This window comes from Aliiroseovarius sp. PrR006 (assembly GCF_010500215.1).
Taxonomy (GTDB): Bacteria; Pseudomonadota; Alphaproteobacteria; order Rhodobacterales; family Rhodobacteraceae; genus Aliiroseovarius.
In genome coordinates this window covers 107991-132986 of record NZ_JAAGOY010000008.1, presented here as the reverse complement: position 1 = coordinate 132986, position 24996 = coordinate 107991, and the positions used below count along the sequence as shown (strand labels likewise).

Below are 24996 nucleotides of genomic sequence, written 5' to 3'. Positions count from 1 at the left end.
CATGGCCTCCAAAGCACAAAGACGCCCTCTGGGCCTAAGTATCCTGATTTATGGCTTTGTCGGGCTGTGGTTCATCCTAGCCGCCTTCCCGTTTTTCTGGACGCTGTGGGGATCATTCAAGGTCGAGCTCGACTTCTTCTCGATCGCGAACTGGACCAATGCCATCACCGGCGAGCGCACCAAGGCGACTTATGACAGTGCCTTTACCGGGGCCGCCTATCACGGCGCATGGGTACAGGAAGAGTTCTGGCGCAATGTCATCAACACCTTCATGGTGTGCTTCTTCGTGGTTCTGACCTCGCTGACCATTGGCACGTTAGGCGGTTATGCGCTGTCGCGGTCGGGGTATCGCTATACCTTCTGGCTGCTCATCACCGCGCTGATATTCCGCGCCATGCCGCCGATTACGCTGGTCGCAGGCTATCTGCTACCGTTCTTTGAATGGAACGTCTGGGGCATTCTGCCGACCACGATCATCGTGCTTGTGGCGATCAACCAACCGTTTACGCTGTGGATGCTGCATTCCTTCTTCCAGAACATCCCCAAGGAACTGGACGAAAGTGCCAAAGTCGACGGCTGCACCCAGTTTCAGGCCTTCCGCCATGTCATCGTGCCGGTCATGTGGCCGGGCGTCATCACCACCGGGCTGTTCAGCTTCCTTCTGGCCTATAACGACTTCGCCGTGACCGCGATGCTGCTGAGCGAAAGTAATCGCACAATGGTGCCGGCCATCGCGGCCTTCCTTGGCACGACCTATACCGAAGGCAATGTGATGTTCGCTGTTGCGGCCGTGGTATCGGCCACCGCGCCCCTGTTCATCCTTGTGATGTTCTTCCAGCGCCAGATCGTGTCGGGCTTGACCGCCGGGGCGGTAAAAGGATGAGCTCTTCCGCCCGTCATACCGCCATGTCGCGCCATCCGGCGTTGAACAGAATGCCACGGGATTTCCTGAGCGGGGCGCACTTCACCCCCTCAAAATCTCAATGCATTCTGAAAGGAGAGGCCCGATGAAAGGCTCCCGCCCCGAACAAGCCGTGCTGACGCGCGACACCGACATGAGCAAGACCGATGAAACCCGCCGGGTGATCGAAACCATGGTGGACGGTCTGAACGACCACCGCATTAACGATATCGGCGAGTTCTTTTCCGAAGGCTTTCGCTGGATGGGCAACCAAGGTTGCGGCACGAAGACAGGTTTGAAAGAGTTCCAAGACAACTGGCAGCGCCCGTTTCAAGCGGCGTTCAGTGACAAAACCTGCATCGACGAGGCCCGCCTCTATATGGGCGAATGGGCCGCCGCCTTCGGGCGTCAGGAAGCCACCCATTCGGGGGAGTTTCTGGGAATCGCCCCCACCGGCAAGCGGGTCGAGATCCGTTACATGGATTTCTGGAAAGTCGTTGACGGCAAGATCGTCGACAACTGGGTGAATGTCGATTTCGCTCACGTCGCCGCGCAACTGGGCGTCGACCTTTTCAACGGCGAAGGCTGGGAAGCATACGATCGTGGCGCAAAAGAAGCGCCGCGCCCCGACAAGTAAGGAAAAAGATGATGGCCATTGAATATCTCAAACGTGGCAAACCCGAAGCGGATCGTGCCGAGGACGACGCCAAGACCGCAGCCGTGGTCGCAGCCACGCTGAAAGACATCGAGGCACGCGGCGACGCGGCGGTGCACGAGCTGGCGGTGAAGTTCGACAATTACGACCGCCCCAGCTATCGCCTGTCGGAAGACGAGATCGCGGCCATCATCGCCAAGGTCTCGGACCAGGACATGGCCGATATTCGTTTCGCCCAAGAGCAGGTGACGAACTTTGCCCAGGCGCAGCGCGACAGCATGCTGGATATCGAGGTCGAAACCCTTCCCGGTGTGATCCTTGGGCACAAGAACATTCCAGTACAATCGGTGGGCTGCTACGTGCCTGGCGGCAAGTTCCCGATGGTCGCATCGGCGCATATGTCGGTCGCCACGGCAAAGGTGGCAGGTGTGCCACGCATCATCGCCTGCACGCCACCGTTCAATGGCGAACCGAACCCTGCCGTGATCGCCGCGATGCATCTGGGCGGCGCGGATGAGATCTATGTTCTGGGCGGCATTCAAGCGGTGGGCGCGATGGCCATTGGCACCGAAAGCATTGCGCCCGTGCACTTGTTGGTCGGCCCCGGCAATGCCTTCGTCGCCGAAGCCAAGCGTCAGCTTTTTGGCCGCGTCGGCATCGACCTGTTTGCCGGTCCAACCGAAACCATGGTGATTGCAGACGACACGGTAGACGCCGAGCTGTGCGCCACCGACCTGCTGGGTCAGGCCGAGCACGGATATAATTCGCCTGCTGTGCTGGTCACCAATTCGCGGGCGCTGGCCGAGGGCACCCTGTCCGAGATTGACCGCATCCTTGAAATTCTACCCACCGCTAGCACCGCGCGCGTCAGCTGGGAGGAATATGGCGAGGTGATCCTGTGCGACAGTTATGACGAGATGCTGGTCGTCGCCGACGACATCGCGTCCGAGCATGTGCAGGTGATGACGGACCGTGACGACTGGTTCCTTGATAACATGACCTGTTATGGCGCCCTGTTCCTTGGCCCGCGCACCAACGTGGCCAATGGGGACAAGGTGATCGGCACCAACCACACTCTGCCGACCAAGAAGGCCGGGCGCTATACCGGCGGGCTTTGGGTGGGCAAGTTCCTGAAAACGCACAGCTATCAGAAAGTCACCACGGACGAGGCCGCAACGCTGATCGGCGAGTACGGCTCGCGTCTGTGTCTGCTGGAAGGCTTTGTCGGACATGCTGAGCAATGCAACGTGCGGGTGCGTCGTTATGGCGGGATCAACGTCCCCTATGGCGAAGGTGCGCCCTATCGCGACGCCGCCGAGTGAAGACAGTGCGGGAACGCGGGGCGCTGCACCTCGCGCTCCCCGAGGTATTTTGAGCAAGAGGAAAGATGGACCGACATAGCCGCCACAAGCAATTGATTGCGCCCCTGCATGCGGCGATGCGGGATTTCTCTGAGCCAACGGTGCGGGCGGCTTTGGAGGGGCTTCTGACGGCGGATGCCGAGATTCGTCTGTGTCATCCCATCGGCACTCTGCGTGGGGCAGGGGCGGTTTATGACACTGCCTATGCACCGCTTTTGACAGCGATGCCGGATCTGGAGCGGCGCGACTGGATCGTCATGGCAGGTGTGGATGATCACGGCTGTGATTGGGTCGGGTGCGGAGGCCATTATGTTGGCACCTTCACCGCGCCTTGGCTGGACATTCCACCGACCGGCCATCTGGCGCATATGCGGTTTCACGAGTTCTATCGTTTTGAGGATGACAGAGCCGTCGAGGTGCAAGCGATTTGGGACATCCCGGAACTGATGATGCAGGCCGGGGCGTGGCCGATGGCCCCGTCACTGGGGCTCGAGATGCTGATCCCCGGGCCTGCAACGCAAGACGGGTTCGTGACTGGTCCTTGGGACGAAGCGCGGGCCAAGGCGTCTTGCGACCATATCGTCGATATGCTGGCGCATCTGGTCCGGCACCCGGCACAAGGCGGCCCCGAAGTGATGGAGATGGAGCGCTTCTGGCATCCGCGGTTCAACTGGTACGGCCCAGCCGGGATCGGCACCGCACGTGGGATCGAGGGCTTTCGCAACTGGCACCAGATCCCGTTTCTGGCTGCCATGCCCGATCGCGGCGCACATGACGACGCGTTGACGTTTCACTTTTTCGGAGACGGTGACTATGTCGCCGTCACGGGCTGGCCCAACATGAAGCAGACAATCAGCGGCGATGGTTGGCTGGGGCTCGCGCCTGCTGGGCAAGAGATCACGCTGCGTTCGTTGGATTTCTGGCGCGTGGAAGACGGGCTGATCCGCGAGAACTGGGTGCTGGTCGATCTGCTGGACATTTTCGACCAGTTGGGTGTGGATGTGCTGGCGCGCATGCGCATGTTCAACAAGGCCCGTCCGACGGGTAAAATCAAGATGACCGGAGATCACCCATGACCCTGCCCAAGACCCCTTCGTTTCGACTGGACGGAAAACGCGCTTTGGTGGCCGGGGCGAGTTCGGGCATTGGTCTGGCCTGCGCTGTAGCTCTGGCCGAGGCGGGGGCTGAGGTAACTGTTGCCGCCCGTCGCGTCGAAGCACTGGAGGATCTGGTCGCGCAGTTGAAAGCCGCTGGTTTCGCTGCCAAAGCACTGGCGATGGATGTCTCGGATGTGGCGGCGACACAGGCTGCGGTGGCAGAGCACGGCCCGTTTGACGTGTTGGTGAACTCGGCTGGGTTGGCCCGCCATTCGGCAGCCGAGGACACCACGGAAGATGATTTCGATGCGGTTGCGGGGCTGAACCTCAAGGGGGCCTATTTCCTGACGCAGGCCGTGGCCAAAGGGTTGATCGCGGCGGGGAAGCCCGGATCGTTGATCAACATCTCAAGCCAGATGGCCAAGGTTGGCGGGTTGGACCGCGCTGTCTATTCCGCCACCAAACACGCGGTGGAAGGGTTCACCAAGTCGATGGCGATCGAATGGGGCAAGAAGGGCATTCGGATCAACACGATCTGCCCGACTTTCATCGTCACCCCGCTGACCCAGTCGACCTTTGACCGACCTGAACGCCGTGCCTGGATCGAGGACAAGATCAAACTTGGCCGCATTGGTCAGGTCGAGGACATTATGGGCGGCGTGGTCTTCCTGGCGTCCGAGGCGTCCAGCCTGATCACCGGAACCGCGTTGATGATCGACGGGGGGTGGACGGCAGAATGAAGCTGAAGATAACCTCCGCCGAAGTTGCCGAACGCGCTGGCGTCAGTCAGTCGGCCGTCAGCCGTGTCTTTACCCCCGGCGCGTCCGCGTCGAAGAAAACGATCGAGAAGGTGCGCAAGGCCGCCGCGGAACTGGGTTATCGCCCCAATGTTCTGGCGCGCGCGATGGTGTCTGGCCGGTCGCGTATCATCGGGTTGGTGGTCGCGTATCTGGAAAACCAGTTCTACCCGATCGTGCTGGAAAAGCTGTCCAATGCGCTGCAGGAGCAAGGCTATCACATCCTGATCTTCACCGCGCCAAACTCGACAGACGGGATCGACGGTGTGATCCAGGATCTGATGGATTACCAGGTGGACGGGATCGTGGCGGCCTCAGTCTCGCTGTCGTCGGATCTTGCCGAGCGCGCAACGCAGGCGGGCATTCCGGTTGTGTTGTTCAACAGGGGGCAAGACAACAGCCCCTTTGTCGAGGTGACTTCGGACAACATTGCAGGCGGTCGGCAGGTGGCAGAATTCCTGCTCGAGGCTGGCCACGAACGGATCGCGCATATCTCGGGCTGGCAGGGCAGTTCGACCGGGCGTGAACGGCAACAAGGCTTCAACGCAGCCCTTGCCGATGCCGGGGTCGCCTCAGTCGCCACGTTGGATGGGATGTACAAGCGCGATGTGGCTATCGCGTGCACCGAAACCCTGCTGCGTGACCACAATCCGGATGCCATTTTCGTTGGCAATGACCACATGGCCTTTGCTGTGATCGACGCGCTGCGGGCCAAGGGCATCGTGGTTGGAAATGACATCTCGGTCATCGGCTATGACGATGTGCCGATGGCATCGTGGGGCGCATATGACCTGACCACAATTCGCCAGCCGGTGAACCGCATGGTGGACGCGACTGTCTCGGCTTTAATGAGCCACATCGAAAATCCTCAAAACGCTGAACCCCGACGCGAGGCCATCGAAGGGCCGTTGATCGTGCGCGGTTCTGCCCGCAAACCCAAAGGATGGACCAATGAAGGGATTTGACCCCAAGTTCCGCGATTTCCCTGATTACATTATCGGGATTACCAAAGAGATTTGGGAAGATCGCGGGCTGGCCACGCTGCATGACTATTACGCGCCCAAGATCGTGGTGCGCAGCCCCGGCAGTGTGGTGGTCGGAAATGAAAGCGTGATTGGCGCCACCATGGCGACCCTTGCCGAGTTTCCCGACCGCGAGCTGCTGGGAGAGGATGTGATTTGGTCCGGCACGCCTGAGGACGGTATGTTATCTTCGCATCGGATTTTGACCACTGCGACCCATCTGGGTGACGGCGTATATGGGTCGGCAACCGGCAAGCGTCTTGCCTATCGCGTGATTGCTGATTGCCACGCCAAGAACAACGCCATCGACGACGAATGGCTGATCCGTGATCAGGGCGCGATTGTGCGGCAGATGGGTTGGGATGTTGTGGATTATACCCGCGATCTGATTACCCGTGAAGGTGGGCCCGATGCTTGCGTCAAACCCTTCACGCCCGAGATTGATCAGCCCGGTCCCTATACGGGCCGCGGCAATGACAATGAGTGGGGAAGTCGCCACGCCGACATTCTGACCCGCATCATGAACGCCGACATCACAGTCATCAAAGCGGAATATGACCGCGCGGTGCAGGCTGAACTTGCGGGCGGTGTGACCGGCCACGGCTGGGATCCCGTCGAACGCTTCTGGATGGGTCTTCGCGCCGCCTTCCCGTCTGCGACGTTTGAAATCCATCACCAGATTGGCCGTGACGACGCGCATATGCCGCCCCGCTCCGCTATTCGATGGAGCCTGACCGGAACACATGATGGCTGGGGCGCGTTCGGGCGCCCGTCCGGCGCGCAAGTTCACGTGATGGGTGCCAGCCATGCCGAGTTCGGCGCTGTTCTTCCCAGTCAGGTCAAGCTGCGTCGCGAGTGGACCTTGTTTGACGAAACCTCGGTGTGGAAGCAGATCCTGCTGCACACGGGCGATCTCTGAATGACGACCCGGATTTCATATCTGGATGCCAGTCAGGCGACCCGCAGGTTTCACTGCTTTCGAGCGGCCTTGCGGGCGAAGCGGCTGAACAATCGCCCGCCCGGGGCTGAGATTTGAACCCCTAATCTCAGCACATGAAAGGACCAAAGATATGAGCACTATCCAATCCCGCATCGTTCGTTACGGCGAGCTGCAGCCCTGTAAAACCGCCTTCATCGACGCCCACACACCGGGCTCGGACCAGAAGGAGAACTTCACCATCATCGGCGGCGGCGTGTCGGAAAGCCCCGATCAGCATGTCCACATCACCGACAAGGTTGGCTTCAACATCGGCGCGGCGGGGCAGCCCCCGAAATGCCGCAACAGCCTGCACAGCCACACCACCGCCGAGGTGTTTTTCGTGGCCAAAGGCCGCTGGCGCTTCTTCTGGGGGCTGCACGGCACCGCAGGCGAATTCATCGCCGAGGAAGGTGATATTTTCAACATCCCCACCGGCATCTTCCGTGGGTTTGAAAACGTGGGTGATGACTATGGGATGATCATGTCGATCCTTGGCGGCGACGACGCGGGCGGCGGCGTGACATGGGCCCCGCATGTCATCCAAGACGCAGAGGCGCACGGCTTGATGCTGGGCGAAAACGGCGTGCTCTATGACAGCAAAAAGGGCGAAGAGCTGCCCCATAACGTGGCCCCAATGCCGCTATTGACCGACGAGCAACTGAAGGACTATCCCGAGGTGCCCGTCGACGCGGTGATCGGCCACTATGTTGCCCGCTATTGGGATCTGGCAGCCCTTGCGGCCAAGGCCCCTGCGCAGGTGATCGGCGAAGACGGCGTCATCAAGGATAAGCCGGGGTTCGAGGTCGAGTTCCTTGCCCGTGGCTCGGCTCAGAATGACGCGGTCATCGCAGACAAACCCGTGGTCCTGATGCCCGCGCGCGGCCACTGGCGTGTGTCGGTGAATGACGTGACCACCACCGTATCCGGCGGCGACACTGTGCTGGTTCTGCCCGGCGAAAGCTACTCGGCAGCACCGTCCATGACCGGCGAGGCTGGCCTCTATCGCATCACCGCCACGGATGATCCGGCAGGCGCCACATGGACCGGAAGCTAATCTGAAACCAACGGGAAGGAGCCCAAAATGACGCGTATCAAAACCACCCATGTGGGCTCCCTCCCACGTACGCAGGACGTGGTCGATTTCATTTTCGCACGTGAGAATGAGCAGCCTTTCAACCAAGCCGAGTTCGACGCCTGTATGACCGCAGCGGTGTCCGAGACGGTGCGTAAACAGGTCGAGGCCGGGGTCGACATCGTGTCCGATGGAGAGACCTCGAAGATCTCCTACGCGACCTATGTGAAGGACCGCTACACAGGCTTCGCAGGCGACAGTCCCCGCAACGCCCCTGCCGATCTGAAGATGTTCCCCGGTTTTCTGAAGCGCCTCGCCGATGATGGTGGCACACCCAAATACGCCCGCCCCATGTGCGTGGGCGAGGTTGAGTCGAAAGGGCAGGGCGAGTTGGAAAAAGACATTGCCAACCTGAAAGCGGCGATGGCCGAGCACGGCACCGAGCGGGGCTTCATGAACGCTGCCTCGCCCGGCGTGATCTCACTTTTTCTACAGAACGATTATTACAAGAACCGTGAGGCGTATTTGGCCGCACTGGCCGACGCGATGAAGGCGGAGTACGAGACAATCGTCGCCTCGGGACTAGACCTGCAGCTCGATTGCCCCGATCTGGCCTTGTCGCGCCATATGCTGTTCACGGACCTGTCGGATGACGAGTTCATCAAGGTCGCCAACATGCATGTCGAGGCGCTGAACCACGCGCTGTCGGACGTGCCTGCTGATAAGGTGCGCGTGCATATCTGTTGGGGCAACTATGAAGGCCCGCATTGCTGCGACATTCCCATGGCCAAGATGTTCGACACGCTGATGGCGACCAAATCGCGCTATGTGCTGTTTGAGACCTCGAACCCGCGCCACGGCCATGAATGGACCACCTTCCGCGACCGCAAGGGCGACATTCCTGACGACAAGGTGCTGGTACCCGGTGTGGTCGATACGACAACCAACTTTGTGGAGCACCCCGAACTGGTCGCCGAACGCATCTCCCGCTTTGTCGACATCGTGGGCGCAGACCGTGTAATTGCCGGATCGGATTGCGGCTTTGGGACGTTTGCGGGTTTCGGTGCGGTGGATCCCGACATTGCTTATGCCAAGTTGAAATCTCTGTCCGAGGGGGCGGCGCTGGTCTCATGACACCATTGATCCTGCTGCCCGGCATGATGTGCGACGCGCGCCTGTTTGGGCCGCAGATCGACGCACTATCGGGGCGCACTCCGCTGATGACCATGCCGATGGGCGCGCATGACGCCATGTCTGCGCTCGCTCAGGACGTGCTGCACCACGCGCCGCCGCGCTTTGCCGTGGCAGGTCTGTCCATGGGCGGCATTCTGGCGATGGAGGTCCTGCGCCAAGCCCCCAACCGGGTGGTAGGGTTGGCTCTGATGGACACCAATCCGCTGGCCGAAAAGGACGAAGTGAAAGCCCGCCGCTCCCCGCAGATCGCCGCCACCGAGGCCGGAGAGCTACGCCGCGTGATGCGGGATGAGATGAAGCCGAACTACCTGACCGACGGTCCCAATCGCGGGGCTATTCTGGATCTGTGCATGGCGATGGCGATGGATCTGGGGCCAGAGGTGTTCGTGAACCAGTCCAAAGCCCTGCGTGACCGCCCGGACCAAACTGATACGCTGCGCGCCTTTACTGGTCCGGCGCTTGTGCTGTGCGGGCGGGACGACACGCTGTGTCCTGTCTCGCGCCATGAACTGATGCATGACCTTATGCCCCAGAGCACGCTTGAGATCATCGAAGACGCGGGCCACCTGCCCACGCTGGAACAACCCGAAGAAACCACAGCGGCCCTGTCCCGCTGGTTGGAGGAGCTATGACCCCATCCCTTCTTGCCCTTCTGCAAAGCGTCGACACGCCCACTGTTTGCAACGCCATTGAGGTCGCCCAAGGCAAACGCGGCTTCAACGCCTTCACCCGCGGTACAATGCTGTGCTCGGACCCGAATGGCGGGGCGATGGTGGGCTATGCACGCACCGCGAAAATCGCCGCTGTGACCCCGCCCGAAGAAGCGCCCGAAGTGATCAAAACCCGGCGCATGAACTACTACCGCCACATGTCGGAAGGCCCGCGCCCGGCGATCACTGTGGTCGAGGACTTGGACTATCCCAACGCCATCGGCGCCTATTGGGGCGAAATCAACACCACCGTCCACAAGGGCTTTGGAATCAGCGGCGCACTGACCAACGGCGTGATGCGCGACCTTGGCGATCTGCCCGACGGCTTCCCGGTGGTTGCTGGGTCCACCGGCCCGTCGCATGGCTTCGTCCACGTGAAAGAAATCGGCACCGAGGTCGAGATCTTCGGCATGACAGTGCGCGATGGTGATCTGGTCCACGCCGACCGCCACGGTGCTTTGGTCATCCCACCCGAGGTCGTGCCAATGCTCGAAGACGCGATCCACAAGCTGCTCGACACCGAAAAGTTGGTTCTGGACCCCGCCCGCGCCGACGGGTTTGACTTCGAAGCGTTCGAGAAAGCTTGGACAGCGTTCGAGGCTTCTCGGACCTGAAGCCAAGTTAGGCAAGTCAGACAATATTGAAGCCGGTCTTCACCGCAATGGTTGCGAAGGATAGGAATGGGCCATTATCGCCCATCCATTGTGGCTTTCTCAGTTCAATTTCTATTCTGAGCACAAAAAGGCTTCCCTCCCCACTATGCGCGCTTGAATGATGGCGCGTGATTTCAAAGTCGTTCCCGGGACGCCATTTGAGGTATGGGTTGCTCGGTGGCGTGTTCGGCATTCCGATGTCCGTGAGTTCATAGGATGGCCCGCGCGCCTCCGTTTCCGGATAGGTGTCGCGAGCAATCATTCATCCAATTACGGGGATCAGCACAAGAACTCGGGCGCAATCAAAGCCGCGGTGAGTAGAACGAAAGGCCGATTTGGTGCGTTGATGTGGCAAATCAGGTTTAGCCGCCCTTGGGCAGTACGAAGTCTGAGGATTTGCAGCCCATCGCACGATGTGGGGTGTAACCATTCCGAAATACACTGCTGAATGATTGCAAATGCCCGTCAAGATAGATAATTATCAATATTGCACTACCATACCTAGTTGTGAGGGCTGGGTACTAGGAAGACTAAACTCAGGTGGCTTTGCATAGGCTCGCTATCTCATGCAAAAAGAAGATTGAAATGGCTCCTAAATTTGGCACCAGCGGCCTACGCGGTTTGGTCACTGAGCTGACCGAAAACCTTGTGCAAGATTACACACGCGCCTTTCTAGAAGCCTGCCCTCATGGTGGTGCTCTATTCTTGGGGCGAGATCTCCGCCCGTCATCTCCTGCTATCTCTGCAACGGTTGCCGCTGCAGCTCAGGCACAGGGAGTGTCTGTATTCGATTGTGGTGCGCTGCCCACCCCGGCTCTGGCGCTGGCGGCGCTGAAAGCAGGAAACGCCGCCATTATGATTACCGGTAGCCATATCCCCTCGAACAGAAACGGGTTAAAATTCTACGTACCTTCTGGCGAAATTTCAAAAGAAGATGAACAAAGCATTCAAGCAAATCTGGGTCGGGGCAGTCTTGGTCTTGCAGCGCCAATCACCAACAATGACACCGCCCGTATGCAATACGTGGCGCGCTACATAAACGGATTTGGAAGTGGTGCTCTGACCGGTTTCCGCATTGGGGTCTATCAACACAGTTCTGTGGCCCGCGACATCATGTGTGAAGTGGTAAGTGCTTTGGGCGGAGAGGCGGTGACACTGGCCCGATCGAACACGTTTATTCCCGTCGATACCGAGGCTTTGGACCCCAAAACCCGCGCCATGTTAGCCGGGTGGTGTGCCGAACATGACCTGGATGCTGTGATTTCTACCGATGGTGATGCTGACCGCCCTATGGTCGCTGATGCGGATGGTGTCGTCGTGCCGGGCGATCTTCTGGGGATGTTGACCGCGCAAATACTGAACGCCCAGATAATTTGTACGCCAGTTTCATCAAATTCAGGGGTGCAAGAGATGGACGGTTTTGCTGCTGTTAACCTGACACGTATCGGATCCCCATATGTGATCGCGGCAATGGACGACGCCCTAAAGGCTGACCCGGCTGCTCGGGTGGTTGGGTATGAAGCCAACGGAGGTTTTCTTTTGGGTTTTCCGGCTATCGGCCCGACCGGGCAAACCCTAGCACCGCTGATGACCCGCGACTGCCTGTTGCCAATGCTTGCACCTCTGGCAGCCGCCCGAGCCGAAGGTATCACGTTATCGGAGTTGGTCTCGACACTTCCAACTCGCTTTACTGCAGGTGACCGCTTGACCGAGGTTTCAACCCAGCTTTCTCAGAACTTCCTTGCAGAACTGATCCAATCATCTCAGGCCCGTGCTTCGTTTTTCCGCGACCTTGGGGCAGAATCTTCGATTGACACAACGGATGGTCTTCGCATGTCGTTTGAGAGGAATCTGGTTGTCCATTTTCGCCCATCTGGCAATGCGCCAGAGTTCCGCTGCTATGCGGAGGCGCCGACATCAACCCAAGCTCAGGAACTGGTCGCGCATAGTCTGGAAAAAGTCCGGCAAAGGCTGGGTTGAAACGGAACAGAGAGGCGCTCAAACGACCCTGACCAACTTTGGTGTCAAGAGCTCCATCGGTTGAAGTAAGCGCTGCTAGAGAATTGTAGCGACCATAAGTCGGGGCATCATGACCCCAAATGGTCTGAGTTGAGACAAGGTGGAACCTACATGACGATCTTGCTGATCGGCTACCCCGGGGCGTTCTTCAATTGGGGGGTGAACGCCCTCAAGTCCCTTATCGCCTCCCACGTGCAGGTAATGCATAGCCATATCGATCTAAGTGATTTTTCTGGCACCTTTTGCGATGTGGATGGGTTTCACGTTGTGTCAACCAACTTTCCGAACCCGCTGCTGGCCGACAATTGTTCTCAAGCATCCATCCCCATAGTGGGTTTTTTTGACGACCCTGTCTGTGCGCTTGGAAGCGATCGTGAAGAACTTACACAAGGCACGCTTGCGGACTTGCGGGCGATCTCGGCCAGCGTGGCCCTTTGCGCTGACTTAGCCAAACTTGAGAATACTTTGATCGTGGAAAAAAGTGACTTCGCGGATGGGTGCGACATTGTCCGGATGTTGCAGGGCTTTGTTAAGGAAGCTTGCGGTATAGCTGAGAGTAGTGGCGAACTGTTGCAGGAGCTGGGTCAGGATCTTCCCAATGCATATCCAACCGAGGGAGAGCATGCCGAAAGTAGACTGCAAACTGGTGTATTTGGCAGTCCGAAAAGCGGCAGGCCAACCACCGGGTATAAATGGGACCATACCCTTTTCATGCTCGGAGAGATAAATGAACCCGTTAGAAGCATGTGGTTGGATCTAACAGGCCCTGCCCGAACTTTGTACTACGGTCCTTATTTTCATATTCCCCAAGGAGTGTATGATTTCAGGATCGCAATGCAGTTTTCAGAGGATGCTATCGACTTACCTTTGACCATCGAATTGGTGAACAAAGAAGTTATCGGTCGGGGGAAGGTTTCCGCAGCAAGAGCCGGAAAGTTTGCTGCCAATTTGGCGGCGGATGTAACATTCCCTGAAGATCCGATCGAAGTACGAATTAAGAGCGATGAAGGCGCGATCTTCGGACATTTTGGACTTCTCCATGTCAATGTATCGCCGCGTCTGGCATAGCCCTAAAACCGGCGACCGCAATTTTGCGGGCATTCAATGTGCATGTTTTGAATGGCCCTGTTGAAGATGTCGCTCAGGGGCTAGATGCATAAAGGCCATCCAACTTGAAAGAGCCACCCAATGGCTCAAAGCAGCTTGGAAATTCACTCAGAGAGTGAACCCGAGCTTTTGCCGCGCAATTTTTGTGTATCTCGGCCATGTACTTACTAGGCAATTTGTCATAATCAGAGGTTGAAAAGAAGGTGCGTAATGCCCGTTTTTGGAAAATTTGATTGAGGCATACATGACGCATGTAATGATTGATGGTTTCAACTTGGGACTGGAGAAGGGAACTGGGGTTGCAACCTATGCCAGGAACCTAAGCTACTGCACGCGGAATTTGAACTACAAGACCAGTGTCCTTTATGACGCGAAGCGCGGGCCAGAAAAGATTCCTCTGCTTCAGGAAGTATTTTTCTTTGACCCAAACACAGAAGAGGCGAGCAAGTGGAAGCTAGCTGGACGGTTTCTGACCGAAAGCCTGAGCTCTTTCCGCCCAACGATGGCCAAACCCATTGAAATCGAAGGTAATGTCATCTCGACCCATTATAAATCGAGAATGCCGTATTTCGACGAAATTGTTAACAGTCCGGATGTTTTCGGCAAGGCGCACCGTCATTTTTGGAAGACGCTCAGCATTCACCCGGCGCGGCTGGCTGTAAAAACACCCTCAACGCCCGATATCGCGCACTGGACGTATCCTCTTCCAATGTACACGCCGGGAGCGAAGAACATTTACACGCTCCACGATCTTGTGCCGCTTCGGCTGCCCTTTACGACACTTGATAAGAAGGCGGCTTATTACAAGCTATGCAAGATGATTGCCAAGAAGGCCGATCACATCGTGACGGTCTCTGAAACGTCAAGGAAGGATATCATTAACCTTTTAGGTGTTTCAGAAGAAAAAGTTACAAATACCTATCAAGCCGTTGATATCCCTGAGAAGTACGCTTCTAAATCAGCAGATGTTGTTCGCCGAGAGGTAAAAGGTAGCTTCAACCTCGACTACAAAGAATACTTCATGTTCTTCGGCGCAATCGAACCGAAGAAGAATGTGGGGCGACTGGTCGAAGCCTACTTGACCTCGAATGTTGATGCGCCGCTTGTTCTTGTCGGAAAGCTGGCTTGGAAATCCGCGCAAGAAATGAAACTGATCAATGACGAGGCCACATCGTATCTGGAGCAGGTCGGCACAGATTTCTATCGACGCAAGCGGATCATCCATATCGATCATGCGCCATTCCCAATCCTTGTGAGTTTGATTATGGGGGCTAAAGCTGTCTGCTTCCCCTCGCTATACGAGGGGTTCGGACTACCCGTTCTGGAGGCAATGAAGCTTGGCACACCGGTTTTGACATCCAATGCGGGCTCGTTGCCGGAGGTTGCAGGAGAGGCAGCCCTTATGGTGGATCCATATGAAACGCAGCAGATTGCAGAAGGTATCCGCGAGCTGAATGGCAACGCAGACCTTAGAAACAAGCTTTCTGATTTGGGGAGAAAACAAGCTGATCTGTTCTCGATGAAGGCTTATGAAAAGCGTATGGAGAATCTTTACCGGGGCCTTCAGGCCTGAACTGCCTAGGGGCTATTGGGTTGGGGAAAGACTTTTTAATGCCAGATCTTTCATTCTCATCTTGGTCAAAAGCACCTCTAGTTTAGTATTCTCTTGCTGGACGGGTGCTTGGTGGACTGTGACAGAAGTCGAACGCCCGCAGTTACCATCCCGAACGAAAACACCGTTGCAATACAGGCCTCGACGGGGAGCGGTCCAATTGCAGGCCTGATTTCAAAAGAGATCAAAATATGCTGCACTGTCACGGACAATGCGATCAGCAGGCGAGCTTCAGTTGCACCTATGCCCCAATACCCAATCAACGCAATCCGATTTCTCCTTGCCAGATTCAATGACGCCAGTTGATAGAACAGATATGCCCCAGCCAAACCCAAGCCCGAACCCATATTCAGATAGGGCGATGCGCCAAGCGATACAAAGATAAGCACGAAGCAGATCGTATCAGCGGCACGGTCGATCCAGAAGCCCAGTTTCGGGCGCTGCCTGTTTCGGTGGCGAGCCAAAGCGCCATCGCTTGAGTCACCAATCCAATTCAGAAGAAGCCCGAAGATTAGAAGCACAAGCCCCCAGATCACGTCACCCTTCTTGACCATGCCATAAGATGCCAACCCCGCCCCTATGAGTGAAAGCAGAGTCATCATGTCGGGTGTTACCCACTTCGGCAACGCGCGCACCATCCGGGGTACAATCCAAGATTCGGCCTTGCCAAAATAGTTGATCTGAAACCGCTTCATGTCTGCCACAAGAAACTTTCTTATTGCTAGCTAGATAATCAACTGACCTATAGGTGAAATCCCTTTAGTCATCCAGAAGTTGCGCTATCTTTTTGACATCCTGCGCATTGTTTTTGGACAGCACCAGCACAGCGTCGTTTGTGGAGATGATGATCGCATCGGTCATTCCAACCACCATTGTTTCCCTACTTTCTGAATGAACGAAGCAGCCCCGGGACTTGGAAAAATGCGCGGATCCAACATATGCGTTCTCATCGCTATCCTTGGGTAAGGTTTCCCAAACTGCATCCCAGGCGCCGATATCCGACCAAGCAAAACGGCCTTCAACAACCGCGCAGTTTTCTAGTTTTTCAATAATTGCGTAGTCGATTGAGATATTGGGGGCTTTTTGGAAACTAGACTTGTCGAGTTCCCAGATGCCTGGTTCAAACTCGGATGATTTTTCGAGCGCGAATTGGGCGGCGGCGAGGATATCCGGCGCGTAAGTTCGGAATGCTTCAACCATCACATCTGCGCGGAAAAGAAAGTTTCCTGAGTTCCAGAGGTAGCCATCTCGGATGAACTCAATAGCCTTTTGTGGGTTAGGCTTTTCGACAAATCTGTCGACCATGAACACCGTTTCCGATCCATCCAGTGGGACGCCTGGGCTGATGTAACCGTAACACGTTTTCGGTTCGGAAGGGCGCAAGCCGAAAACAACAACAGAACCATTTTCTGCTGCGGTGCATCCTGCCCGGACTGTGGCGTTGAATTCTTGGTTGTCCTGCACCACGTGATCTGCAGCCAGGGTCAGAACTAGCGATTTTGGGTCATCGCGCTGTGCAGACAGAGCCGCCACGGCTACGGCTGCCGCACTATCACGTCTTGCCGTTTCGGCGATTAACGTCCCCTTCACGCCTACGGCTTGCTGCTGCTGTTTCGCAATCTGAATATGTGCCGCACTCGTGATGGTAATCGGTGGTTTATACAGCCCGGGGGATGTCACGCGAGCCAGCGTGCTCTGAAATGTAGATGTATCGCCAAGCAAAGGGCGGAACTGCTTGGGATATTCCGGCGTTGAAAGTGGCCAAAGGCGCGTGCCTGATCCACCGGCCAAAACTACTGGTTGAACCAAGGTTGAGTGCATGTTTCGTGAGCCTCTAAGGAATGGGCATTTCTTTAGAAATGCTTGAGATGCGTTAGCCCTTCTAGGGCGTCTTCAAGTTCGTAAACCGCGCTCGCGATGTGATATAAAGAACTGGCGGGAGCTTTGGCATCGAGAGTGTGACCGTTGGGATCAATCCGATCGATCCAAGAGCCATTCTCTTTTGTATTCAGGAATGCTGAGATGGCGTGGAGTGAGCGAATTATCTCGCTCATGAAGTCATGTTGGCCTGAAAAGGACGGATCTTGCGCGAAAAGGGTGGCGGCCTTAAGCCATTCGGTCTGTGACCAAAGCCGAGCGGTCGGATCAATGACGGCGGCATCCCTTCCAACTGACATCATGACCAGCCCAAGTTTGGATGTCCCGTGTTTTCGCCCAAACTTATACTGACGAAGCGCGGCTTTCTTGGCCCAGGGGTTGTTGCAGCGTTTAGCCCACCGGACGAGCAGCCAAGCCCATTCAAACTGATGCCCTGGTTCGACAATTTCTCCCTTGGTGCCCGGTGCAGGTGTCCAATCTGAATTGAAGTATTCGCCTAACGTCCCGCAACTGGGATCAATCATGCGTTTTATGGCGAGCGCGCCTATCTCGTCGGAGAGGTCCCGCCAGACGGAATTGTCTTTTGCAACACTCTCCCACGCAAGCGCAGCCTCAAACAGATGCATATGCGGATTGGATTCCATGAAACCTTCCGCAGCGGGTCCTGATAGGTATCCTCCGTGGGCATTCGTGTAGCCGGCTTTGATTGCCCTTAGTAGTGAAACTGCTTCTGCTTCAAAGAGGGCTTTATGCTTGGGTTGAAACTGAGCCATTTGGGCAAACATCAATAGCACGAACGACTGATTATAAAGATCAAACCGTGGGTCGGTTAGGAATCCCTCAGCACTAACGATATTTCCAAAAGTGCCATCAGAACGGCGGTATCGGGACGTGAACCACTCTAAACTGCTGACGATCATCTCAGGTGACATACCGCGCCAGCCACGCATCCATGCGGATGTAAAAGCATAAATCTGCCGTGGTTGAATCCGTGCTCGGTTGTCGGCCAGCCGGATAGGCTGATCATTTTCACACAAGCCTTCGATAAAGCGGCATTCATCGAAACAAAAACCCCGATCAGCCCAGAGCGGAAGCGCCTTTTCGTGGAACCATGTGCTTAGATCATTCGACATCGCAAGCAAGGTGCGATCTTTCTTGCTGAGAAGGGCGAGGGGACGCGCGCCACTCGCAAGATTTTTTTCGAAACGATCAGTAAGATCTGAAAACTGAAACATGATAGATACGCCACACTCTCTTTTGTGGAGATAAAGATATCGACTATACAATCATGAGTACACGTATGGTGGTGCGCTTCCAAGCCGTAATTCACAAATTATTCGCCGCCTAATCAAACACGTAGAGTACTGTCGTTAAAAAAGGATTGAGCAATGCTGGGAAATGCCGGCTAGCCGGCAGATATGATTTGAGCGAGGAGGCTAGCTGGTCGTTTTCACTCTCTCACAGAGTGTTCGCGAAGGCCGGAAATCATCAGCCAAGCAACCAAGTACAGCAAGCTCGCCCAACCCAGAACAGTTAGGGTAATCGTAAGCCGCTTAGGTTCTGTTGACTTGTCCGGCAGGTTTGGTGAAACGAAGTGCTCTAGGAATACCTTTTGTCTTTGCGCTTCCGAAAGTGCCGCCGAATATGACGCTACAACAACGGCGAGCCGCTTGAGAGCGAGTTCATGCTGTAGTTCTAGGCGCTCGAATTCAGAAATGCTCTCTGTGTACCCAGTCTCTTCACTTGAATACTCGGATTTGATTTGCTCAATCCTGTCGGTGATCACCTCGGACCTGTTCAACAACCACGGAAGGTTTGGGCTGTTTGGTGCAGCTTTCCTGAGGTTCTGAATCTGAGTTTCGACCTTGGAAAGTTCGGAGTTCAATTCTGCCAGCAGTGAACCAAATAAAGACACGCTGTGGGTGGGGTCCAGTGTCAGTTCGCCTTGCTGGAACAAAGCCACGGCAAACTGGCTGTCAGAAAGCGCTTCTTCGCTTCTTTTGAGTTCAGAGCGCGCGGTCGTCAGTGCGCTTTCCACAATGCGCTCATTGATCTCGTTTATCTTCGTTTCAGACAGAGAAATAAGATTGGTGGCAAGTTCTTGCGCAAATTCTGGCGAGAAGGCCTCGACTCGCAAGATCAGAACCCCGGTATAGGAGTCCACAGTGATGCTGATCATGTTCTGGAAGTACTGATAGAACTCCTCGTTGGACTCGCCATAAAGAATGGAAGGCCACATAGAAAGGAAGTCCGCTCCAGACTCCTGATAGTGTTCCCGGACCGGGATGCGCTGCTCAAGATCCTCAAGTGCAGCTCTGGAAGCTATATAAGCTTTAACGATGCTGGAGTTGTCCGCACTGGAGCTAAGCCCTGCCGACCTGAGAAAGGAATTTAATCCACTAAACTGTTGATTTGAGGTGGATTGACGAACCACAAACTGAGCTTCGGACACATACCGGGGGGTTGAAAACCCAAAGAAATAGATGGCCGAAATCGCGACTGGGAAAACGATCCCAATCAGAACACCCAAGTTCCTGTAGGCAAACCGGAAGACTGGAAAGGTAACTGCCATCTATAGCCCCTTAAGACTTAAGCACCCAAAGACAATGGTTACAGCGTTTCATAAATTCTGGCAGCAAGATCAACGTCTTGAAATACACGACCTCGTCCCCCTTTTAGTACCAATGCCGAGGTGCAATGCTCGCGCACAAAGCCGGGATCATGTATTGCAATGATCATCGCGCTCTCTTGCCTTTTTTCAAAAAGCATATCGTTGCAACGCTTTTGGAAACTCTGGTCACCGACCGCCAATACTTCGTCAATCAGGATGCAATCGAAGTTAATCGCAAACGAAAGTGCAAACGCCAGCCTGGCTCTCATGCCGGTGGAGTAATACCTCATTGGGGTGAAAATCTGTTGCCCGATATCTGCGAACTCTCGCACGTACTCGAAAGTTTCGTCGAATGGGGCGCCGTAGATTCGAAGAATAAACCGCGCGTAGTCATACCCCGTCATTTCGCCTTGGACGGCACCGTCGATCGCTATCGGCCAGGACATTGATAATCCACGCGTGATTTGGCCCGAGGTGGGCTTTTGCAACCCGCACAGGATGCTGATCAGGGTGGATTTCCCGGCACCATTCCGGCCCAGAATGGCGATCCTTTCCCCTTTCTGAACAGTGAAGGATATGTCGTCCAATACGCGCCGGGTTCCTATCTCTGTGTGAAATTCCTTTACAATGTTTTGGACGCGGATCTCGGGCGCCTCAGCTTGCTCAGGGGCGGGCTTGGTCCGTGACTGCATTTTTGCCTCATCTGCCATGATGCATCCTCGAATCCCGAATGAAGACACGCAGAAGAGAGAACACGCACAGGGATGTTATGATTATCACCAGTGACGACAGAACCCTGAGTGGTTTCTGGGCATAGTCGGGCATAACCGGATCGTAGATCCGTTCGATGAACACCCGTTGCTCAAGCTCTGTGAACCTCGCTTCGTCCAAGCTTTGGACTGCGGCGATGTAGATCTGGTTAGCTATCTCACGACGCGCTGCTAGCCTTTCGAATTCCATGATTGCGGGTGTCAATTCACCTTGCGGCCCCGCGAGTTCTTCACGTTCTTGCTGAATCTGGCTCTCAATCGTCGCCAGTTGTGATCGCAGCAACTCAATGTGTTCGCTTTCTGGCGTAACGCGCAAAAGATACTCTAACTCGCCGCGAATTTTGGCGCGCTTTGCAATCAAAGCAGCAATCGTTGCCGAGATCGCTGTCGAGACCTCCACAGGGCTGAGCATGTTCTCTCTCTCGTGAAATGCGATCATCAGTCCTTCGATCTCGGTCAGAGTCTCTTTGGCCTGGCTTAGTCTCTGCTCACTTAGCTCAACTGCGCTGCGCGTCATTCTGTCGTTGATGCCGTTAATTAACTCCTCAGCGACTTGGATTTGTACCTCCAGAATTTTTGCCGCATCTTCAGGGCGAAACGCTGTTGCCTGCAGGGTGGTAATTGTGGTTGCCGGATCAAACTCCACTTCAGTCATTCTTTGGTAATACTTGTGAAGGTCAATTCTTGTGCTCGCATTTCCAAGTGGATCAAGCTTGGCAAGGAAATCGGCTTCTTCCCGACGGAACACTGCTTCGAGGTCGACCACCTCGTCCACTTTCTCCATTCCTGACACGGAAGAGATATAGGCGGACACAATATGAGAATCGCTGTTCCCAAATCCGCCCCCCGCGCCCGTCGCCGCAGGCAATGTCGAGCTTTGGCCGTCTAAAAGCGAGGATATATTCCCGAATGACTTCTGATCTGCATACTTCACTACAAACGCAGCTTTTGAAATGTACTGATCAGCGGCAATGGCAAAGAAATAGAATACTGCACAAAGCGTGGGTGCGAGCACCACCAGAAGGAAACCTAGCCATCCGTCCAAATCGGACCAGCGGCGCAGGCGTTTCACCCCGCCATAGTTCTGATATCCGTCATCACCATCCTCAGTTGGTTCAAGGGGCTCAAGCAACAGGATTTTGGGTTCGTGAACACCCGGCAGCTTTGTTTGTTCCTTCAAAGGCGGGTGGCCGGCGTACATGTAGCTTTCCTTAGGTGTATAGCGTGCTATAAACTTAAAGTAGTTATTCTGCGGTATCAATGCACGCAAATTGAGAATGTGCTAACAAAACTGCCCGTGAGATCTGATTGCAGGCATAAACCTATCGGTAAGGGATTATGAAAAAAGGGAATTCTGACAACATTCCTACCCATAGCCATCGAGCATGGGAGCTTTTGCTTGATCGTTTGCGCATCCAGAAGGCTGTTATCTCGGCCTTAATGATCCGCGAGGTGGTTTCCCGCTATGGGCGCGGGAACCTTGGCTTTCTTTGGCTGCTCCTAGAGCCGCTCGCTCTGGTAACCGGAGTGATCTTGATTTGGGGGCTGTCGCAATCGGACGGCAAGAATGGCTTGCCGATTATCACGTTCGTCATTAGCGGCTACATGCCTCTGACGCTTTGGCGGCATGTCAGTTCCTATCCGCGTTTAATGTCCAATAACTTTGGGCTTCTTTACCACCGACAAACATCAGTTTTCGACATCATCATCGCCCGCACCTTGACCGAGCTTGCGGGTGTTACAGCAGCCAGTTTGATCGTGTATTTCTTTGTCCTTACGTCAGGCTTCGCCTCGCCAATTGCGAACCCCGCTTCTCTTGTGTTGGGGTGGTTGTTGATGGCGTGGTTTGGCTTCAGCTTCGGATGTTTGGCGGCGGGACTCTCGGAGCGTTCGGAAGCGGTATCAAGCCTCATCCAGCCCTTCCAGTATTTGCTCTTACCGATTTCCGGCTGCTTTTATCTCGTATCTTGGCTCTCGGTCGAGTTGCGTCATCTGGCGCTGCTTATCCCGCTCCCACATATGTATGAAATGATACGAGAGGGATTCTTTGGATCGGAAATCACCGCTCACTACTCGATACCTTATGTGATTATATGGTGCATCGTCGTAAATACTCTGGGCATCTGGAGCATGCTTTCTTCGCGCGAGAGCTTGTCGTTCAGATAGAAGCCTTATCCGGGAGCGCGCGAAGAAGGCGGTCCAGTTGCGCGAAATGGTCTTTCCATTGATAGGCGGAAAATCCCTCCAGCCGCTCGATTTCAGCCATTCTGTCTGACGGCGATTGATTGGTGAGGTCCTGAATGGCGGATATCCATCCCTCTATGTCATCAGGAGAGACATAGCGTGGATACTCCCCTCCAAGTTCGCGGAAAACGGCCAAGTCCGAGCAAATAACAGGAACCTGTTTGCCCAAGGCCTCCACCAGCGGCAGGCCGTACCCCTCAACAAAAGAAGGGAACAGAACACCGGTGGCTCGTTGAAGCATCAACGCAATTGTCTCGTCGCTGGCGCCTGTAATGTGAACGACATGATCTTGCAGAAGATCTTCTTGGGCCAGAGCGTTCAGTATCTTTGATCCCGACCAACCAAGTTTCCCAACGATGAATAGCTTGGGGACCTGCTTCCCTTCAGCCTCTTTCAGCATCCGTTTCCAGGCCTCTATCAGCAAATGATGGTTCTTCCGAGGTTCAACTGTCCCGATAACCATGAAGTACGGCGCCGTCGGCTCTGGGGAAACAGGTCTATTTCTTACGCTTGGGCTGACCCCCAAAGGAAGCGTTTCAATCTGCGGAGCAAGGATGCCTTTTGAAACACAATGCTTTAGAAGCTCTTGTTTTGTATCCTCCGAATTCGCCAGTATCAGCGCACCGCTACGTAGAATGCGCTCCAAATAGACCTTGTACTTTTGCCGCGACTTTTTCCGAACATATTCGGGGTGCGACAAGGGAATGATGTCGTGCAGCAGAAATACGGGTTTGGTTTCGGGCCGCTTGAGGAGCCAACTGGCTACCCACGGTGTCGGTAGGCGCCAACCCGATACAGAAAGGTAAATCTCTGTGCTACCGGACGAGATTTGCGACAGACGTTCCTTGAGGAGAATCCCGTTTCTGGTTGCGTTACGTATTGCTGAAAGTGCGGTGCGGCGTCTTTGGGCCACATTCTGCTTCGCGTCGCCTTCGGTCCCCCAACACAACTCAGTAGCATGGACGTAGTCTTCAATCTTCGACCGATCTATTCGGTTTAGAAATGGGGGGTATGACGTCACAAAGCTGACATCATAATCCTTTTGTTCCAAGAGGTGTTTGACATAGGCCAGTTCAACCCGACTGATCCCGGTGGGCGTTTGAAACCCATTCTGCAGCAGAAACTGCGTAACATCGAACTTAATCTTCAAACTACGATCCCTAAAGAGAGCCAATGGCTGACACTTCACCCCTGGCGGCGCTTAGGACAGCAATGAACTTCTGCAAGGCGTTGGCCTGCGCCGTAGCCACGTATATGACGTCGCCGTCTCGCATTTGAAAGCGGTTGGCCTGAAAAATAGACATGCCGGTAGTTAGGTCCACATGGTAGATTGTTGGGCGCCCCCCGCGCTGATTTGAATCTCTGCGCCCATCATGGGGTTCCATGCGAAAAACAAAAATCCCAGACGGGTCTGCTTGGTGATCCAAGAGGCCGCCAGCATTGGCGATTGCTTGCCCGAGAGAGAACACCTCGGCCCCAAATTTCACTGCAGTATTGCGACCCGCTGCACCCAAAACTGTCAGCTCGTTTGGGTTCTCAGTCAGAAAGACATTGTCTCCTGCCTGTACGTAAATATTTTCTGAGGGATCCTGTAGTAGCCTTGTGAACGGAATGGCCGAGGATCGACCGCCACGAGTCAGGCGAACTTCAGTGTTCTCTACTGACGATGTTGCTGCTCTGGCGCGCGCGATGACATCTAATATCCGGTCACCGGCTGGCGACAATGGAAGCCTAGGCAAAGCCACGTTGTTGCCGATGATGTTGATCGATCCTGAAACGCGATTGCTGACACTTACCACGACCTGCGGATTGATCGCCCGGCCTGTCAGTTGCTGGACGATCTGATCTTCAAGTTGTGCCGGTGTGAACCCGTTTGCCCGGATGCGCCCGGCAAACGGAACCGTGATTTTCCCATCCTGCCCGACCACTTGCCCGGGAATCATGGTTCGCCCGCCACTTGTGGTTCCGCCATCGGCTGCGGTCGTTGACGTGGCAAACAATCCGCCCGGCCCGGCTTCCCAGATGGTTAAGGAAACGGTGTCACCGATGCCGATACCCATCGACGCGTTTTTGCGATCTGGCCCGAATGCCGCGCGCAAGGACGGGCTTGCATGGTTCTCTTCGATCTCAAGTATCGTTTCAGTCACCCGAACAACCTCGTAGCCTTTGACGGCGGCACTGTCCGCGCTTGAACGCGACGGAGCAAGAAGCTCATCCGCAGTTGGGCCCTGTCGCGGCAGGTCTGCACACCCGCATAGAAGAAGGGAAACGCATAAAACTAAACGTTTTTGGGATGGGAACATAGATTAACGGT

General features: G+C 55.3%; 24 protein-coding genes. 15 read left to right on the top strand and 9 right to left on the bottom strand.

Going from position 1 to position 24996, the window contains the following annotated elements; all coding sequences use genetic code 11:
* The first annotated feature begins 1 nt into the window (after position 1).
* The 11 genes from G0Q00_RS14550 (at position 2) to G0Q00_RS14500 (ending at position 10402) form a co-directional block, all read left to right on the top strand.
* Positions 2–883 carry a carbohydrate ABC transporter permease gene (locus G0Q00_RS14550; protein WP_163040648.1) on the top strand — a complete coding sequence of 294 codons (882 nt, stop codon included), beginning with the start codon at positions 2–4 and terminating at the stop codon, positions 881–883.
* Between the two features lie 124 nt (positions 884–1007).
* Entirely contained in the window at positions 1008–1538 is a 531-nt protein-coding gene (locus G0Q00_RS14545) for an ester cyclase (RefSeq protein WP_163040646.1), read from the top strand.
* An 11-nt stretch (positions 1539–1549) separates the two neighbouring features.
* Positions 1550–2878 carry a histidinol dehydrogenase gene (hisD, locus tag G0Q00_RS14540; RefSeq protein ID WP_163040644.1) on the top strand — a complete coding sequence of 443 codons (1329 nt, stop codon included), beginning with the start codon at positions 1550–1552 and terminating at the stop codon, positions 2876–2878.
* Positions 2879–2943: 65 nt separating this feature from the next.
* Positions 2944–3993: an ester cyclase gene (locus tag G0Q00_RS14535; RefSeq protein ID WP_203565021.1), complete on the top strand. Its 1050-nt coding sequence runs from the start codon at positions 2944–2946 to the stop codon at positions 3991–3993.
* Complete coding sequence (locus G0Q00_RS14530; RefSeq protein WP_163040642.1) at positions 3990–4754, top strand: SDR family NAD(P)-dependent oxidoreductase; 765 nt, start codon at positions 3990–3992, stop codon at positions 4752–4754. The genes G0Q00_RS14535 and G0Q00_RS14530 overlap by 4 nt, the downstream gene beginning before the upstream one ends.
* Positions 4751–5776, top strand: coding sequence for a LacI family DNA-binding transcriptional regulator (locus G0Q00_RS14525; protein ID WP_163040641.1), 1026 nt, complete (start codon positions 4751–4753; stop codon positions 5774–5776). Before G0Q00_RS14530 ends, G0Q00_RS14525 begins: the two co-directional genes overlap by 4 nt.
* Positions 5763–6752, top strand: a complete 990-nt coding sequence (locus G0Q00_RS14520; RefSeq protein ID WP_163040639.1) for an ester cyclase — start codon at positions 5763–5765, stop codon at positions 6750–6752. The genes G0Q00_RS14525 and G0Q00_RS14520 overlap by 14 nt, the downstream gene beginning before the upstream one ends.
* Positions 6753–6903: 151 nt before the next feature.
* Positions 6904–7866: a cupin domain-containing protein gene (locus tag G0Q00_RS14515; RefSeq protein ID WP_163040637.1), complete on the top strand. Its 963-nt coding sequence runs from the start codon at positions 6904–6906 to the stop codon at positions 7864–7866.
* A gap of 27 nt (positions 7867–7893) precedes the next feature.
* On the top strand, positions 7894–9018 hold the full coding sequence (locus G0Q00_RS14510; protein ID WP_163040635.1) for a cobalamin-independent methionine synthase II family protein: 1125 nt from the start codon (positions 7894–7896) through the stop codon (positions 9016–9018).
* A complete protein-coding gene (locus G0Q00_RS14505; protein ID WP_163040633.1) occupies positions 9015–9710 on the top strand; it encodes an alpha/beta fold hydrolase in 696 nt (231 codons plus the stop codon). Before G0Q00_RS14510 ends, G0Q00_RS14505 begins: the two co-directional genes overlap by 4 nt.
* Positions 9707–10402 (top strand): RraA family protein, encoded by a 696-nt coding sequence (locus tag G0Q00_RS14500; RefSeq protein WP_163040632.1) that lies wholly within the window; start codon positions 9707–9709, stop codon positions 10400–10402. The genes G0Q00_RS14505 and G0Q00_RS14500 overlap by 4 nt, the downstream gene beginning before the upstream one ends.
* A 16-nt stretch (positions 10403–10418) precedes the next feature.
* Here the strand turns inward: G0Q00_RS14500 and G0Q00_RS14495 are convergent, their stop codons facing one another.
* Positions 10419–10703 (bottom strand): hypothetical protein, encoded by a 285-nt coding sequence (locus tag G0Q00_RS14495; protein WP_163040630.1) that lies wholly within the window; start codon positions 10701–10703, stop codon positions 10419–10421.
* Positions 10704–11026: 323 nt separating this feature from the next.
* Here G0Q00_RS14495 and G0Q00_RS14490 point away from each other — a divergent pair, with 323 nt between their 5' ends.
* The 3 genes from G0Q00_RS14490 (at position 11027) to G0Q00_RS14480 (ending at position 15140) form a co-directional block, all read left to right on the top strand.
* The gene (locus G0Q00_RS14490) at positions 11027–12421 is read left to right on the top strand and encodes a phosphomannomutase (RefSeq protein ID WP_163040628.1); all 1395 of its coding nucleotides are present in this window, start codon (positions 11027–11029) and stop codon (positions 12419–12421) included.
* A 150-nt stretch (positions 12422–12571) separates the two neighbouring features.
* Entirely contained in the window at positions 12572–13528 is a 957-nt protein-coding gene (locus tag G0Q00_RS14485; protein ID WP_163040626.1) for a hypothetical protein, read from the top strand.
* Between the two features lie 283 nt (positions 13529–13811).
* Positions 13812–15140, top strand: coding sequence for a glycosyltransferase family 1 protein (locus tag G0Q00_RS14480; RefSeq protein ID WP_203565020.1), 1329 nt, complete (start codon positions 13812–13814; stop codon positions 15138–15140).
* 77 nt (positions 15141–15217) lie between these two features.
* Here G0Q00_RS14480 and G0Q00_RS14475 read toward each other — a convergent pair whose 3' ends face one another.
* The 6 genes from G0Q00_RS14475 to G0Q00_RS14450 form a co-directional block, all read right to left on the bottom strand.
* A complete protein-coding gene (locus G0Q00_RS14475) occupies positions 15218–15874 on the bottom strand; it encodes a CDP-alcohol phosphatidyltransferase family protein (RefSeq protein ID WP_163040624.1) in 657 nt (218 codons plus the stop codon).
* A gap of 64 nt (positions 15875–15938) precedes the next feature.
* Positions 15939–16988, bottom strand: coding sequence for a mannose-1-phosphate guanylyltransferase (locus G0Q00_RS14470; RefSeq protein WP_163040622.1), 1050 nt, complete (start codon positions 16986–16988; stop codon positions 15939–15941).
* Positions 16989–17032: 44 nt separating this feature from the next.
* On the bottom strand, positions 17033–18292 hold the full coding sequence (locus G0Q00_RS14465) for an AGE family epimerase/isomerase (protein WP_163040620.1): 1260 nt from the start codon (positions 18290–18292) through the stop codon (positions 17033–17035).
* Positions 18293–18507: 215 nt separating this feature from the next.
* Positions 18508–19629, bottom strand: coding sequence for a hypothetical protein (locus G0Q00_RS14460; RefSeq protein WP_163040617.1), 1122 nt, complete (start codon positions 19627–19629; stop codon positions 18508–18510).
* Between the two features lie 38 nt (positions 19630–19667).
* Entirely contained in the window at positions 19668–20378 is a 711-nt protein-coding gene (locus tag G0Q00_RS14455) for an ABC transporter ATP-binding protein (RefSeq protein WP_203565019.1), read from the bottom strand.
* Positions 20368–21639: a hypothetical protein gene (locus G0Q00_RS14450; RefSeq protein ID WP_163040615.1), complete on the bottom strand. Its 1272-nt coding sequence runs from the start codon at positions 21637–21639 to the stop codon at positions 20368–20370. The genes G0Q00_RS14455 and G0Q00_RS14450 overlap by 11 nt, the downstream gene beginning before the upstream one ends.
* Before the next feature lie 137 nt (positions 21640–21776).
* Between G0Q00_RS14450 and G0Q00_RS14445 the strand changes: the two genes are divergently transcribed.
* A complete protein-coding gene (locus G0Q00_RS14445; RefSeq protein ID WP_163040612.1) occupies positions 21777–22604 on the top strand; it encodes an ABC transporter permease in 828 nt (275 codons plus the stop codon).
* Here the strand turns inward: G0Q00_RS14445 and G0Q00_RS14440 are convergent.
* Positions 22597–23832 (bottom strand): glycosyltransferase family 1 protein, encoded by a 1236-nt coding sequence (locus G0Q00_RS14440; RefSeq protein WP_163040611.1) that lies wholly within the window; start codon positions 23830–23832, stop codon positions 22597–22599. The genes G0Q00_RS14445 and G0Q00_RS14440 overlap by 8 nt on opposite strands.
* 10 nt (positions 23833–23842) lie before the next feature.
* The gene (locus tag G0Q00_RS14435; RefSeq protein WP_163040609.1) at positions 23843–24829 is read right to left on the bottom strand and encodes a polysaccharide biosynthesis/export family protein; all 987 of its coding nucleotides are present in this window, start codon (positions 24827–24829) and stop codon (positions 23843–23845) included.
* Positions 24830–24996 lie beyond the last annotated feature (167 nt).